Raw genomic sequence first — 14,204 nt, 5'->3', positions numbered from 1 at the left:
GCTCAGACGTCGAGCGGGAGATGCGGAAGCGCGGCGAGCGGCGCGTGCGCCTCGTGGTGCAGCCGCTCCATGCGCGCGTCGAGCTCGCTCGCGGCATCGGCTGCCGCGGTGAGGTCGTCGACGAGGTGCGCGGGCACCTGGCCCTGGAACTTGTAGTGGATCTTGTGCTCCAGACTCGCCCAGAAGTCCATCGCGATCGTGCGGAACTGCACCTCGACCGGCACCTGGAGCGGCCCGGAGGAGAGGAAGACGGGCACCTCGAGGATCGCGTGCAGGCTGCGGTAGCCGTTGGCCTTCGGAGTGGCGATGTAGTCCTTCACGATGCGCACCGTGATGTCGTCCTGCGCGGTGAGCAGGTCGAACAGCCGGTACACGTCGGCCACGAAGCTGCAGGTCACCCGCACGCCGGCGATGTCGGTGATGCTCTCCCGGATGGACGCGAAGTCCGGATCCACCCCGCGGCGGGCGACCTTCTCGACGATGCTGTCCGGCGACTTCACCCGGCTCTTGAGGTGCTCGATGGGGTTGTAGGAGTGGTGGTGGGTGAACTCGTCCCGCAGGATCGAGATCTTCGTCTCGATCTCGCGCATCCCGAACTCGTACTCGTGCAGGAAGCGCTGGAACTCGTCCCGCAGCTCCCGGGCTTCGGAGAGGGTCTGGTTCAGCGCGTCGTCATCGAGGGGAACCGTGCTCATGCCTGCGACGCTACGCAACCGGTGTTCGGATCTCCTGTGTGTTCGTTCTCAGCGGATCGAAGACCGCGCACGGCGATCCGGTCGGATCGGAGAGCGCTCTCCGCGCCCGCGCGGATACCCGTTTCGGACACGCCCGGGACCGGATCCGGGCAAAGAGTGATCGAACAGTGATGCAACAACCCGCGCGCGAAATTGCATCCGCGCCGTTCCAGGCGTAATTTTGCCGCTCGTGGCAAATGACAGCCGTGAGAGCGCCGACGCCCCGCAGGTAGCCAAACGCATCCTGCTCGGCGAGCCGCTCAGCACAGAGAAGGCGAACGAACAGCTCCTCCCGAAGCGGATGGCGCTGCCGATCTTCGCATCCGACGCCCTCTCCTCCGTGGCCTACGGGCCGCAGGAGATGCTGATGACCCTGGGGCTGGGCGGGCTCGCGTTCCTCGCGTTCGCTCCGTGGGTGGCCGCGGCGGTCGTCCTGCTGCTCATCGTCATCGTGCTGAGCTACCGCAAGCTCATCCAGGCGTACCCGTCGGGCGGCGGCGACTACGAGGTCGCGTCGAAGAACCTCGGCGAGATCCCGGGCGTGGTCGTGGCCGCGGCCCTCCTCGTCGACTACATCCTGACCGTCTCGGTGTCGATCGCCTCCGGCGTCGACAACATCATCTCCGCCGTGCCCCAGCTCGACCCGTGGCGCGTCGAGCTCGCGGTCGGATTCGTGATCCTCATCGTCGTCGTCAACCTGCGCGGCGTGCGCGAGGCGTCGACGTTCTTCGCCGTGCCGACCTACATCTTCATCGGATCCGTCGCGGTCATGATCGTCACCGGTCTGGTGCGCACCTTCCTCGGCGACGCACCGGTCGCCGAGAGCGCGCAGTACTCGTTCCAGCACACCGATCAGCTGGTGGGCGCCGCGATGATCCTGCTCGTGCTGCGCGCGTTCTCGAGCGGCTGCTCCGCCCTGACCGGCGTCGAAGCCGTCTCGAACGGCGTGCAGGCGTTCCGGATCCCCAAGATCGGCAACGCGCAGACCACGCTGGCGATGATGGGCGGGATCGCCATCCTGCTGTTCACGGGCCTCACCGCGCTCGGCCTCATCACCCAGGTGCACTACGCGGAGAATCCCTGCCGGGATCTCGTCGGCTACGCCTGCGGACAGCCGCAGCAGAGCCTGATGGCGCAGGTCGCCTCGGCCACCTTCGGCGCCGGCTCCCTGCCGTTCTTCATCATCCAGGCGGCGACCGCGTGCGTGCTGCTGCTCGCCGCCAACACCGCGTTCAACGGCTTCCCGCTGCTCGGCGCCGTCCTCGCCCGCGACGGCTACGCGCCCAAGGCGCTGAACACCCGCGGCGACCGCCTGGTGTTCTCGAACGGCATGATCGTGCTCGGCATCGCCGCGATCGGCGTGCTGGTGCTGTTCCAGGCGAACCTGACGAACCTGATCCAGCTCTACATCATCGGCGTGTTCGTGTCGTTCTCGCTGGGCCAGGTCGGCATGGTGCGGCACTGGCGACGCCTGCTGCGCGCCGCCCACGGCCAGAACGCCGAGGTCGCCGCACAGGCGCGACGCAGCGCCTACACCGGCCTCGTCATCAACTCGCTCGGCGCCTCCCTGACCATCGCGGTGCTCCTCATCGTGACCGTCACGAAGTTCACGCACGGGGCGTGGATGGTGTTCATCGCGATCCCGGTCCTCGCCCTGCTCATGATGGGCGTGAAGCGGTACTACCGCGACGTGGAGCACGAGATCGCGATCGACGACACGACCCACTTCGGGTCGGAGGGCGACGTCGCGATCGTGCTGGTGAACCGGCTGCAGAAGCCCGTCGTCAAGGCGATCGACTACGCCATCGCCGCCCGGCACGAGAAGACCGTCGCCCTGCACGTGGCCGCCAATCCCGAGGACGGCGTGCAGCTGCAGAGGGACTGGCAGCAGCATCGGATCCCGATCCCGCTCGTCATCGTCGAGTCGCCGTTCCGCGCCTACGCGCAGCCGGTGGAGGCGTACATCAAGAAGTACCGCGCCAAGCACGGCCCCGCAGTGGTCACCGTGTACCTGCCGCAGTACATCGTCGGGCACTGGTGGGAGTCCATCCTGCACAACCGCCGCGCGCGCCGGATGGCGAACCAGCTGATGCTCATCCACGGGGTGACGATCACCCTCGTGCCGTGGCTGCTGGACTCGTCCGAGCTCATCTACGGACGCCGCTCGCGGCCCGTGCCGGGACAGCAGCGCGCCGGCCGCCCGCTCGCCCTCTACGGCGAGGCGAACGCCAAGCCGGCCCGTCGCGTGCAGCGCCCCGCCGGACCTCCCGAGCGGGGCTGACGCCGACCGCCGGAGCCGTTTGACAGCGGGGGCCGCCCGGCGGGACACTCGGGCTGACCACGGGCAACGTCCGCCCGTGCGGCGCTGGAAGGACGACGATGCCCGAGACGACTGCACTGATCGACCGGCTCCGCAGCAGGCTCCCCCGGGACGGCTTCGACGACAGGGATCCGCGCGACGTCACCGGGGCCCTCGCGGCCATGGTCGAGCTCGCCGAAGGGCGGCGTCCCGGTGAGACCCGTGCCGCCGTCTTCACGCCGACCATCGCCGAGAACGGCTGGACCTCGCGCCGGACGATCGTGCAGATCTGCACCGACGACGTCCCGTTCCTCGTCGACTCCGTCGCCGCGGCCATCGCCGAGGCCGGACCCACCGTGCACCTGCTCCTGCACCCGGTCGTGACCGTCCGCCGCGACGACCAGGGCCGGCTGCTCGAGGTGGGCGGCCTCGGCGGCCGCTCCGAGTCCTGGATGCACCTCGAGACCGACCGGATCCCCACCGTCGAGCAGCGCGACGCCCTGAGCGAGCGGATCCTCTCCGTCGTGGCCGACGTGCACGCCGCCGTGGCGGACTGGAGCCTGCTGCGCCGGACCTGCCTCGACATCGTCACCCGGCTGCGCACCTCCCCGCCCCCGACCGCGGCGCCGGCGGAGATCTCCCGCGGCACCGAGTTCCTGAGCTGGCTCGCCGACGACCACTTCACCTTCCTCGGCTATCGGGCCTACGCGCTCGAGTCGATCGACGGGGAGGACGTGCTGCGTCCGATCGACGACACGGGACTCGGCATCCTCCGCGACGCCCCGAGCCGCGTCGTGCATCTGCGCCCGGAAGCACGGGAGACCGCGCGCGAGCCGCGGATCCTGACGATCACCAAGGCGAACTCGCGCTCGACCGTGCATCGCCCGGTGTACCTCGACTACATCGGCGTGCGCTCCTTCGACGACGCGGGCAACGTGACCGGGGAGCACCGCTTCCTCGGCCTGTTCACCTCCATCACCTACGCCTCCTCGGTCACGACCCTGCCGATCGCGTCGGCCAAGGTGTCCGCGGTGCTGGCGGCCTCGGGCCACGCCCCGGGCTCGCACTCGGCCAAGGAGCTCGAGCAGATCCTCGAGGACTATCCGCGCGACGAGCTCTTCCAGGACTCGCCGGAGCATCTGCTCGACGTCGCGACCCGGATCAGCCGACTGCGGGAGCGGCGGGGCTCCGCGATCTTCGTGCGCAGCGACGAGTTCGGCCGGTTCGTGTCCGCGCTCGTCCTGCTCCCGCGCGACCGGTACAACACCCCGGTGCGGCTGCGGATCGAGGCGCTCCTGAAGGACGCCTACGGCGTCGACGCCCTCGAGTACACCGCGAAGGTCGGCGAGTCCCCCCTCGCCCAGCTGCACGTCGTGATGCGGATGCCGAAGGACCACGACATCCCGGCGGTCGACACCGCCGAGCTCACCGCGCGCCTCGAGGCCGCCCTGCGCACCTGGGACTCCGAGTTCGTCGACGCCCTGCATGGCGCGTACGACGAGGAGACCGCGGGGATGCTGCACGCCCGCTACAGCGAGGCCTTCCCCGAGTCCTACAAGGAGTTCGCGAGCCCGGCGGAGGCGGTCGGCGACGTGAGCCGGCTGGAGCGGCTCGACGAGTCCGGCGGCGTCGCCGTGCACCTGTACGCCGAGGGCGACGACCCGACGCGCCGCTTCCTGACCGTCGTGAGCGTCGACCCCCGTCCGCTCGCGGAGGTGCTGCCCATGCTCACCGCGCTCGGCGTCGAGGTCGTCGACGACCGCCCGCACACCGTCACGCTGCCCGACGGCGCCACCCGGCACATCTCCGACTTCGGCCTGCGCCTGCCGGATGCGGCGCTGTGGGCCGACGAGAACCGCGCCGCGCAGTTCGAGGCGGCGTTCCTCGCCATCTGGACGGGCGCCGCGGAGAACGACAACCTCAACGCCCTCGTGCTGCACGCCGGGCTGGACTGGCGGGACATCGTGATCCTGCGTGCGATCGGCGGCTACCTGCAGCAGATCGGATCCGCCTTCTCCACCGGGTACATCGACCAGGCCCTGATCACGAACCCGGAGATCGCGGTGTCGCTGGTGCGCCTGTTCGCGGCGAGCTTCGATCCGGATCGGGCCGGCGCCGACGCGCAGGCGGAGATCCGCGACGGCGTGCTCCACGACCTCGACGGCGTCGCGAGCCTCGATCACGATCGGATCCTGCGCGCGTTCCTCGGCGTCATCGACGCGACGCTGCGCACGAACTTCTACCAGCAGGACGCCGACGGCCGGCCGAAGCCCTGGGTGTCGATGAAGCTCGACAGCAAGGCCGTGCCCGACCTCCCCGCACCGCGGCCGATGGTCGAGGTCTGGGTGTACTCCCCCGAGGTCGAGGGCGTGCATCTGCGCTTCGGCGCCGTCGCCCGCGGCGGCCTGCGCTGGAGCGACCGGCGCGAGGACTTCCGCACCGAGGTGCTGGGGCTGGTCAAGGCGCAGATGGTCAAGAACGCCGTGATCGTGCCGACCGGATCCAAGGGCGGCTTCGTCGGCAAGCGGCTGCCCGACCCTGCCGTCGACCGCGGCGCCTGGCTGGACGCCGGCAAGGACGCCTACCGCACGTTCATCCGCGGACTCCTCGACCTCACCGACAACCGCACCGCCGCAGGCATCGTGCCGCCCGATCGCGTCGTGCGCCGGGACGGGGACGACCCCTACCTCGTCGTCGCCGCGGACAAGGGCACCGCCACCTTCTCGGACATCGCGAACGGCATCTCGCAGGAGTACGGCTTCTGGCTCGACGACGCCTTCGCGTCCGGGGGATCCGTCGGGTACGACCACAAGGCGATGGGGATCACCGCGCGCGGCGCCTGGGAGTCGGTGAAGCGGCACTTCCGGGAGCTCGGCACCGACACCCAGACCGAGGACTTCACGGTCGTCGGCGTCGGCGACATGTCCGGGGACGTGTTCGGCAACGGCATGCTGCTGTCCGAGCACATCCGGCTGGTCGCGGCGTTCGACCATCGGCACGTGTTCGTGGATCCGGATCCGGATCCCGCGGCCTCCTTCGCGGAGCGCCTGCGCCTGTTCCGGCTCCCCGGGTCCTCCTGGGGCGACTACGACCCGGCTCTCCTCTCGGCCGGCGGCGGGGTGTTCCCGCTCAGCGCGAAGTCGATCCCGGTGTCGCCGCAGCTGCGCGCCGCGCTCGGACTCGACGACGCGGTGGGGGCGCTCACGCCGAACGAGCTGAAGCGCGCCGTGCTGCTGGCGCCCGTCGACCTGCTCTGGAACGGCGGGATCGGCACCTACGTCAAGGCGTCGTCCGAGTCGCACGCCGAGATCGGCGACCGCGCGAACGACGCGATCCGCGTCGACGGACGCAGCCTCCGCGTGCGCGTCGTCGGCGAGGGCGGCAACCTCGGCGTCAGCCAGCTGGGGCGGATCGAGGCGGCGCGGTCGGGCGTGCAGATCAACACGGACGCGATCGACAACTCCGCCGGCGTCGGCACCTCCGACCGCGAGGTGAACATCAAGATCCTGCTCACCGCGCTCGTGCGCGAGGGAACGCTCGGCATCGAGGACCGCAATGCGCTGCTCGCCTCGATGACCGACGAGGTGGCCGTGCAGGTGCTGCGCGACAACTACGAGCAGAACGTCCTGCTCGGCAACTCCCGCGCCAACGCCGCCATCATGCTGCCCGTGCACGAGCGGCTCATGGAGACCCTGGAGGCACGCGACGAACTGGACCGGGAGATCGAGTTCCTCCCCGACCGGCTCACCGTGCAGGAGCGCGTCGAGGCCGGCGAGGGGCTCACCCGCCCCGAGTTCGCCGTGCTCGTCGCCTACGCGAAGCTCGCGCTGAAGACCGACCTCGCCGCCACCGACCTCGCCGACGATCCCTGGTTCTCCGGAACCCTCGCGGAGTACTTCCCGAGCGCGCTGCGCGAGCGCTTCGGCGAGCGCCTGGGCGAGCACCCGCTGCGCCGCGAGATCATCGTGAACACGGTCGTGAACTCGATGGTCAACCGCGGCGGGATCACGTTCGCCGACCGGGCGGCGGCCGAGACGGGCGCCACCGCGGAGCAGATCGCGCGCGCCTACGTCGCCGCACGGGAGATCTTCGACCTGCGCGGCTTCGTGGTCGCGGTCGAGGCCACCGACAACGTCGTGGACACCGCGACCCAGACCCGCCTGTACCTGGACTTCCGGCGCCTCCTCGACCGCGCCGCGCGGTGGTTCGTGCAGCACCGCTCCGAGGGCGTGGACATCGGGGCGGAGATCGCCCGGTTCGCCGAGCCGGTCCGTCTGCTCTCGGAGCGGCTGGCGGACTTCTTCCACGGCGACGAGGCCGACCAGTTCGCCGCGCGGCAGTCGGCCCTCGCCGCCGCCGGCGTCCCCGCGGCGCTCGCGCAGCGCGGCGCGAGCCTGCTGGAGGCGCTCCGGCTGCTGGACGTGATCGAACTCGCCCAGGCCAGGGGCGGGGATCTCGAAGACCTCGCGCGCACCTACTTCCGGCTCTCCGGCGAGATCGGGTTCGACGATCTGCTGAGCAGCGTCTCGGGGCTCGCACAGGACGACAGCTGGCAGTCGATGGCGCGTGCGTCCCTGCGCGACGACCTGTACGCGGTGCTGGTGGATCTCACCGCCTCGGTGCAGACGCACGCGGGCGGCCTCGCGCTCGATCAGCGGTATGCGCACTGGCTCGCCGGCGGCGGGAGCACGGCGCAGCGGGCCGCCGGCGCGCTGGCCGCCGCCTCCGCGGTGCCGCATCCGGGCATCGCCGTGCTGTCGGTCGCGCTGCGGCAGCTGCGGTCGCTGGTGCGCTGACCCGGGCTGCACCCGGCACAGACCGCCGTGTCGAGATCCGTGCCGGGGTCCCGCGGAGCGGCGGGCGCCTCGCTCGGAGATGTGCGCCTTCTTCGGACGAACTCCGTGAATTCGTCCGATCGGGATGCACATCTCCGAGCGGGGCGCTCGGCGGACTCCGTCGCCCCGACCGAGGCTTCGCCTCAGGGCGCGGGCAGGGCGAACAGCACCGCGGCGGCGAGGGCGAGGACGAGGCCCGCCCACTGCACCGGAGCGATCCGCTCCCGCAGCACCACGGCGGCGAGCAGGATCGTGCCGGCCGGATACATGGACGTCAGTGCGGCGACGATCCCGAGATCGCCGCTGCGCAGCGCGATGATCGTCAACGCGTTCGCGATCGCGTCCACGACGCCGCCCACCGTCGCCCACAGGGCGCCGATCGCGACGAGCCGCATCGCCCCCGCGTGCGGATCCCCCGTCCCGAGCCCGCGGGGGGCATGGTCCGGGCGGGCGTGCTCGAGGTCGGCGCGGCCCGACGGCGTCGCGCCGAGCTGCGGGCCGGACGCGACGAGCGCCGAGGTCGCCCGCTGCCCGCGCCGGCGCGCCGCGATCATGACCCCGACCACGAAGAGCGAGCACAGCAGGGCGTTGACGCCGCGGTTCACGATGAGCGGCGCCACGCCGGCGTCCGCGTGCGTGCCACTCATCACGATCATGAAGACGCCGATGCCGAGGCCGGATCCGATCGCCATCAGCACGCCTCGGAGCGTCGGCCGCACGACCTTCTGGCCCGGGATGAAGCCGACGAGCACGGTCGCCGTCAGCGCCAGGGCGAGCCCGGCCAGGGTCATCCCCGTGAGCTGCTCGCCGTTGACGAGCAGTCCCCAGAGCACGGGCCCGATCGCGGCGACGACCGCGCCGAGCGGCGACAGGATGCTCATCGGCCCGATCGCGAGGCATCCGTATAGCAGTGCGACCGCGGCCACGCTGCTCACCCCGGACAGCGCCGCCCAGAGCACGTCGTCGGGGTGCCACACCGGCCGGGCGACGAGCGCGACCACGACCATGGCGAGGAGCCCGCTGAGCGCGGAGACCGCGGTCACGGCGAGCGAGCGCAGGGTCTTGGCCGCGAAGCCGCCGATGAAGTCGGCGGATCCGAAGATGAATGCGGCGACGAGCGCGAGGACTGCGGGCACGAACCCTCCATGCCGAAGGACGGCGCCGCGTTCGGCGCGGGGGTGACCGGGCCGAGAAGACGCTCAGGGGCGACGTCAGGCTAGCACCGCCGGTGCGCGGGCCGGTCGCGGCGCCGAGCGCGGCGTTCCGTGCGGAAGGCGCATGGATCCCGCAGCGGGTCGTGAGGATGTCGTGAGGAACCCGATCCGGGGCCCCGGGAACCGGTTCGATCGGATCCGTGCTCGACATCATCTACGTCGCGGGAACGCTCGCGCTTTTCGCCCTGGTCGCGCTGATCGCCCGAGGGGTGGAGAAGCTGTGATCGTCATCGAGATCGCGGCCGCCGCCCTCGCGGTCATCGCCATCGGCTACCTCGTGGTCGCCCTCGTCGCCCCGGAGAAGTTCTGATGGGCGCCGCGGACGTCTGGCTCGGCGTGCTGCAGGCCGCCACCCTCATCGCCGTCCTCGTGCTCCTGTACCGCCCGCTCGGCGACTACATGGCGCGCGTCTACACCGGGGCCAGGGACCTGCGCGCGGAGCGCGGCATCTACCGGCTCATCGGCGTGGATCCCACCTCCGAGCAGACCTGGCGGGCCTATGCCCGCAGCGTGCTCGCGTTCTCGGTGGTCGGCCTGCTGCTGCTCTACCTGCTGCAGCGCATCCAGCAGGTCCTCCCGCTCTCGCTCGGGCTGCCCGCCGTGCCGGAGGGGCTCGCGTTCAACACCGCCGCCTCGTTCGTCGCCAACACCAACTGGCAGTCGTACTCGCCCGAGCAGACCATGGGCCACCTGGTGCAGCTCGCCGGCCTCGCCGTGCAGAACTTCACCTCGGCCGCGGTCGGGATCGCCGTGGCGATCGCCCTCGTGCGCGGCTTCGCCCGCCGCGGCAGCGCCACGATCGGCAACTTCTGGGTGGACCTCATCCGCGGCCTCGTCCGGCTGCTGCTGCCCCTCGCCGTGCTCTCGGCCCTCGCGCTCATCCTGGGCGGCGTCGCGCAGAACCTCTCCGGTTTCACCGACGTGCACACCGTCGCGGGCGCCGCGCAGTCGATCCCCGGCGGGCCCGTCGCCTCGCAGGAGGCCATCAAGCTCCTCGGCACCAACGGCGGCGGCTTCTACAACGCCAACTCCGCGCACCCGTTCGAGAACCCGGCGCCGTGGACGAACCTGCTCGAGATCCTGCTGATCCTCGCCATCCCGTTCGCCCTGCCGCGCACGTTCGGCCGCATCGTCGGCGACCACCGCCAGGGCTACGCGATCGCCGCCGTCATGGGCACGATCTTCCTCGTCTCGCTGTTCGCGCTCAGCGCGCTCGAGCTCGGCGGCGGCGGCACCGCCACCCAGGCGGCGGGCGCCGCGATGGAAGGCAAGGAGCAGCGCTTCGGGATCCTCGGATCCGCCCTGTTCGGCACCGCGTCCACCCTCACCTCCACCGGCGCCGTGAACGCCATGCACGACTCGTTCACACCGCTCGGCGGCATGATGCCGATGATCAACATGATGCTCGGCGAGGTCGCCCCCGGCGGCGTCGGATCCGGCCTGTACGGCATGCTCATCCTCGCCGTGATCGCCGTGTTCGTCGGCGGGCTGCTCGTCGGCCGCACCCCGGAGTACCTGGGCAAGCGCCTCGGCCCGCGCGAGATCAAGCTCGCGAGCCTCTACATCCTGGTCACCCCGACCCTCGTGCTGGCCGGCACCGCGCTGAGCTTCGCGATCCCGCCCATCCGCACCGATGTGGAGAAGACCTCGATCCTCAACCCGGGCCCCCACGGGCTCAGCGAGGTGCTGTACGCCTTCACCTCGGCGGCGAACAACAACGGATCCGCCTTCGCGGGCCTCACCGCGAACACGCCCTGGCTGAACACCGCGCTCGGCGTCGCGATGCTGCTCGGACGGTTCATCCCGATCGTGTTCGTCCTGGCCCTCGCCGGATCCCTCGCCCAGCAGCAGCACGTGCCGGAGACGGCGGGGACGCTTCCCACCCATCGCCCGCAGTTCGTCGGGCTCCTCATCGCGGTCTCCGTCGTGGTCACCGCCCTCACCTACTTCCCCGTGCTCACGCTCGGGCCGCTCGCAGAAGGACTCGTCCGATGACCGTCATCACCCCCACGGCCCCCGAGCCTGCCGAAAGGCTCACCCACCCGTCACCGGAATCCCCCCACGACGGATCCGGATCCCCGAAGCGCCCGCAGCGCGCCTTCGGCTGGAGCCAGCTCGTGCAGGCGATGCCCGGCGCGCTGCGCCGGCTGAACCCCGCACGCCTGCTGCGCAATCCCGTCATCCTGCTCGTCTGGGCCGGCGCCGCGGTCACCACGGTGCTCGCGGTCGCCGAGCCGTTCCTGGGCGCCGGGGCCGCCGCATCGGGCGGCACCCCGGTGCCGAACGGCTTCACCTGGTCGATCGCCGTCTGGCTGTGGCTCACGGTGCTGTTCGCGAACCTCGCGGAATCGGTCGCCGAGGGGCGCGGCAAGGCGCAGGCGGCGACGCTGCGCAAGACCCGCACGAGCACGACGGCGCGCCGGGTGACCGGCTACGACGCGGTCGCGGATCCCGCCGCGGAGCACGCCGCCACCGAGGAGGTCGCCTCGTCCGACCTGCGCCGGGGCGACGTCGTGATCGTGGTCGCGGGAGATCCGATCCCCGGCGACGGCGACATCATCGCCGGCATCGCGACCGTCGACGAGTCGGCGATCACCGGCGAGAGCGCCCCTGTGGTGCGCGAGTCGGGCGGCGACCGCAGCGCCGTCACCGGCGGCACCCGCGTGCTGTCCGACCGCATCGTGGTGCGGATCACCTCGCAGCCGGGCGAGACGTTCGTCGACCGCATGATCGCCCTCGTCGAGGGCGCCGACCGCCAGCGCACGCCCAATGAGATCGCCCTGAACATCCTGCTCGCGAGCCTGTCGATCGTGTTCCTCGTGGTCGTGCTCGCGCTCAACCCGATCGCCTCCTACTCGGCGTCTCCCGTGAGCATCCCGGTGCTCATCGCCCTGCTCGTCTGCCTCATCCCGACCACGATCGGCGCCCTGCTCTCCGCCATCGGCATCGCCGGCATGGACCGGCTCGTGCAGCGCAACGTGCTCGCGATGTCGGGTCGCGCCGTCGAGGCCGCCGGCGACGTCACGACGCTGCTGCTCGACAAGACCGGCACCATCACCTACGGCAACCGCCGCGCCACCGACGTGCGACCGGTGGCCGGGGTCTCCGCGGAGGAGCTGCTGGAGGCGGCCGCGCTGTCGTCGCTCGCCGACCCGACGCCCGAGGGCGCCTCGATCGTCGACCTCGCCGCCGCCCGCGGCATCGTGGTCGCCGCTCCCGAGGGCGCCGAGGTCGTGCCGTTCACCGCGCAGACCCGCATGAGCGGAGTCGATCTCATCGACGGCATGCAGATCCGCAAGGGCGCGGGATCCGCGATCCGCGCCTGGATCGAGTCGGAGGGCTCCGGCGACGCCGCGGCGGCGGCCGAGGCCGCGGCGTTCGCCGACGAGATCGCCGCCTCCGGCGGCACCCCGCTCGTCGTGGCCGTGGTCTCTTCGGGGTCGTTGAGCGAGGACGGCGGAGCCGCCCGAGACGAAACGCGGCTTTCCGACGGAGACGGCGTTTCGTCTCGCTCGGACTCCGTCGGCGCTCGCTCAACGACCCCGGGAGAGGGTGCTCGCTCGAACGCATCGGGGGGAGAAGCCCGCATCCTCGGCGTCGTGCATCTCAAGGACGTCGTCAAGGAGGGGCTCGCGGAGCGCTTCGGCGAGCTGCGCAGCATGGGGATCCGCACCGTGATGATCACGGGCGACAACCCGCTCACGGCGAAGGCCATCGCCGCCGAGGCCGGCGTCGACGACTACCTCGCCGAGGCCACCCCGGAGGACAAGCTCGCCCTCATCCGGCGCGAGCAGGAGGGCGGTCGTCTCGTCGCGATGACCGGCGACGGCACCAACGACGCCCCCGCGCTCGCACAGGCCGACGTCGGCGTCGCGATGAACACGGGCACCTCGGCCGCCAAGGAGGCGGGGAACATGGTCGACCTCGACTCGGATCCGACCAAGCTCATCGACATCGTGCGGATCGGCAAGCAGCTGCTCATCACCCGCGGGGCGCTCACCACGTTCTCGCTCGCGAACGACATCGCGAAGTACTTCGCGATCATCCCGGCGATGTTCATGGGCGCCTTCCCGGGACTCGCCGCGCTCAACGTCATGCAGCTGCACTCCCCCGCCTCCGCCGTCACGAGCGCGATCGTGTTCAACGCGATCGTCATCGTCTTCCTGATCCCGCTCGCCCTGCGCGGCGTGACCTACAAGCCGGCGAGCGCGTCGCAGATCCTCCAGCGCAACCTGCTGATCTACGGCATCGGCGGCGTCATCCTGCCGTTCGTCGGCATCAAGCTCATCGACCTCGTCGTCGCCCTCATCCCCGGCTTCTGACGTGCACACCACGGGGTCGTTGAGCGAGCACCGCCGCAGGCGGCGCGAGACGAAACGCGGTCCGCGACAGACCACCGCGTTTCGTCTCGGTCGTTCCGCGGCCTCGCTCAACGACCCCACATAGACCCTCCCGAAAGGCCCTCCCATGTCGAACCTCCGCGGCACCGTCCGCCTCACCGGCGTCGCCGTCCGCGCGATGCTCGTGCTCACCCTCCTGCTCGGCGTCGGCTACACCCTCGCGATCACCGGCATCGGCCAGCTCGCGCTGCCCTGGCAGTCCAACGGCTCGCTCGTCGACGCGAAGGGGAACCCCACCGGCGGCTGGACCGGCGGCGCGGCCCCCGTCGGCAGCGCGCTCATCGGGCAGTCCTTCGCCGATGCGAACGGCGAAGCGCTGCCGCAGTACTTCCAGCCGCGCCCGTCGGCCGCGGGCAAGGACGGCTACGACCCCACCGCGTCCGGCGGCAGCAACCTCGGACCGAACAACCCCGACCTGGTGAAGGCGATCGCCGAACGCCGCGCGGCGATCGCCGCCCGCGAGCACGTCGCCGAGTCCGCGATCCCCGCCGACGCCGTCACCGCCTCGGCGTCGGGCCTGGATCCGCAGATCAGCCCGGCCTACGCCCTGCTGCAGGTGAACCGGATCGCGGACGCGCGCGGCCTCGACGCGTCCGCCGTGCGCGCCCTGGTGGAGTCTAGGATTCAGACGCGCGACGTCGGCTTCCTCGGCGAGCCGCGGGTGAACGTCCTGCAGCTGAACCAGGCGCTGGACTCCCTGGGCCGGTGAGGCGCCGGGCAGG

8 protein-coding genes are annotated in these 14,204 nt (G+C 71.3%); 6 read left to right on the top strand and 2 right to left on the bottom strand.

What is annotated here, in order from left to right; all coding sequences use genetic code 11:
• Positions 1-2: 2 nt before the first annotated feature.
• The gene (locus J8G10_RS17950) at positions 3-695 is read right to left on the bottom strand and encodes a GTP pyrophosphokinase family protein (protein ID WP_251448249.1); all 693 of its coding nucleotides are present in this window, start codon (positions 693-695) and stop codon (positions 3-5) included.
• A gap of 340 nt (positions 696-1,035) precedes the next feature.
• On the opposite strand from J8G10_RS17950, the gene J8G10_RS17945 reads away from it, so the two are divergent.
• Positions 1,036-3,015 (top strand): APC family permease, encoded by a 1,980-nt coding sequence (locus tag J8G10_RS17945; RefSeq protein WP_251448294.1) that lies wholly within the window; start codon positions 1,036-1,038, stop codon positions 3,013-3,015.
• Positions 3,016-3,113: 98 nt separating this feature from the next.
• Positions 3,114-7,829 (top strand): NAD-glutamate dehydrogenase, encoded by a 4,716-nt coding sequence (locus tag J8G10_RS17940; RefSeq protein ID WP_251448247.1) that lies wholly within the window; start codon positions 3,114-3,116, stop codon positions 7,827-7,829.
• A gap of 182 nt (positions 7,830-8,011) precedes the next feature.
• On the opposite strand, the gene J8G10_RS19610 is transcribed toward J8G10_RS17940, so the two are convergent.
• The gene (locus J8G10_RS19610; RefSeq protein WP_251448243.1) at positions 8,012-9,004 is read right to left on the bottom strand and encodes an EamA family transporter; all 993 of its coding nucleotides are present in this window, start codon (positions 9,002-9,004) and stop codon (positions 8,012-8,014) included.
• A gap of 298 nt (positions 9,005-9,302) precedes the next feature.
• Here J8G10_RS19610 and J8G10_RS17930 point away from each other — a divergent pair, with 298 nt between their 5' ends.
• The 4 genes from J8G10_RS17930 (at position 9,303) to kdpC (ending at position 14,191) form a co-directional block, all read left to right on the top strand.
• Entirely contained in the window at positions 9,303-9,392 is a 90-nt protein-coding gene (locus J8G10_RS17930; protein WP_251448240.1) for a potassium-transporting ATPase subunit F, read from the top strand.
• The gene (kdpA, locus tag J8G10_RS17925; RefSeq protein WP_251448237.1) at positions 9,392-11,077 is read left to right on the top strand and encodes a potassium-transporting ATPase subunit KdpA; all 1,686 of its coding nucleotides are present in this window, start codon (positions 9,392-9,394) and stop codon (positions 11,075-11,077) included. The genes J8G10_RS17930 and kdpA overlap by 1 nt, the downstream gene beginning before the upstream one ends.
• Positions 11,074-13,404 carry a potassium-transporting ATPase subunit KdpB gene (gene kdpB, locus J8G10_RS17920; RefSeq protein WP_285814497.1) on the top strand — a complete coding sequence of 777 codons (2,331 nt, stop codon included), beginning with the start codon at positions 11,074-11,076 and terminating at the stop codon, positions 13,402-13,404. The genes kdpA and kdpB overlap by 4 nt, the downstream gene beginning before the upstream one ends.
• Positions 13,405-13,549: 145 nt before the next feature.
• Positions 13,550-14,191, top strand: coding sequence for a potassium-transporting ATPase subunit KdpC (kdpC, locus tag J8G10_RS17915; RefSeq protein WP_251448233.1), 642 nt, complete (start codon positions 13,550-13,552; stop codon positions 14,189-14,191).
• The last annotated feature ends 13 nt before the right edge of the window (positions 14,192-14,204 follow it).

Source organism: Microbacterium sp. USTB-Y (assembly GCF_023703415.1).
GTDB lineage: Bacteria > Actinomycetota > Actinomycetes > Actinomycetales > Microbacteriaceae > Microbacterium.
This window is presented reverse-complemented; position numbering and strand designations above follow the sequence as displayed.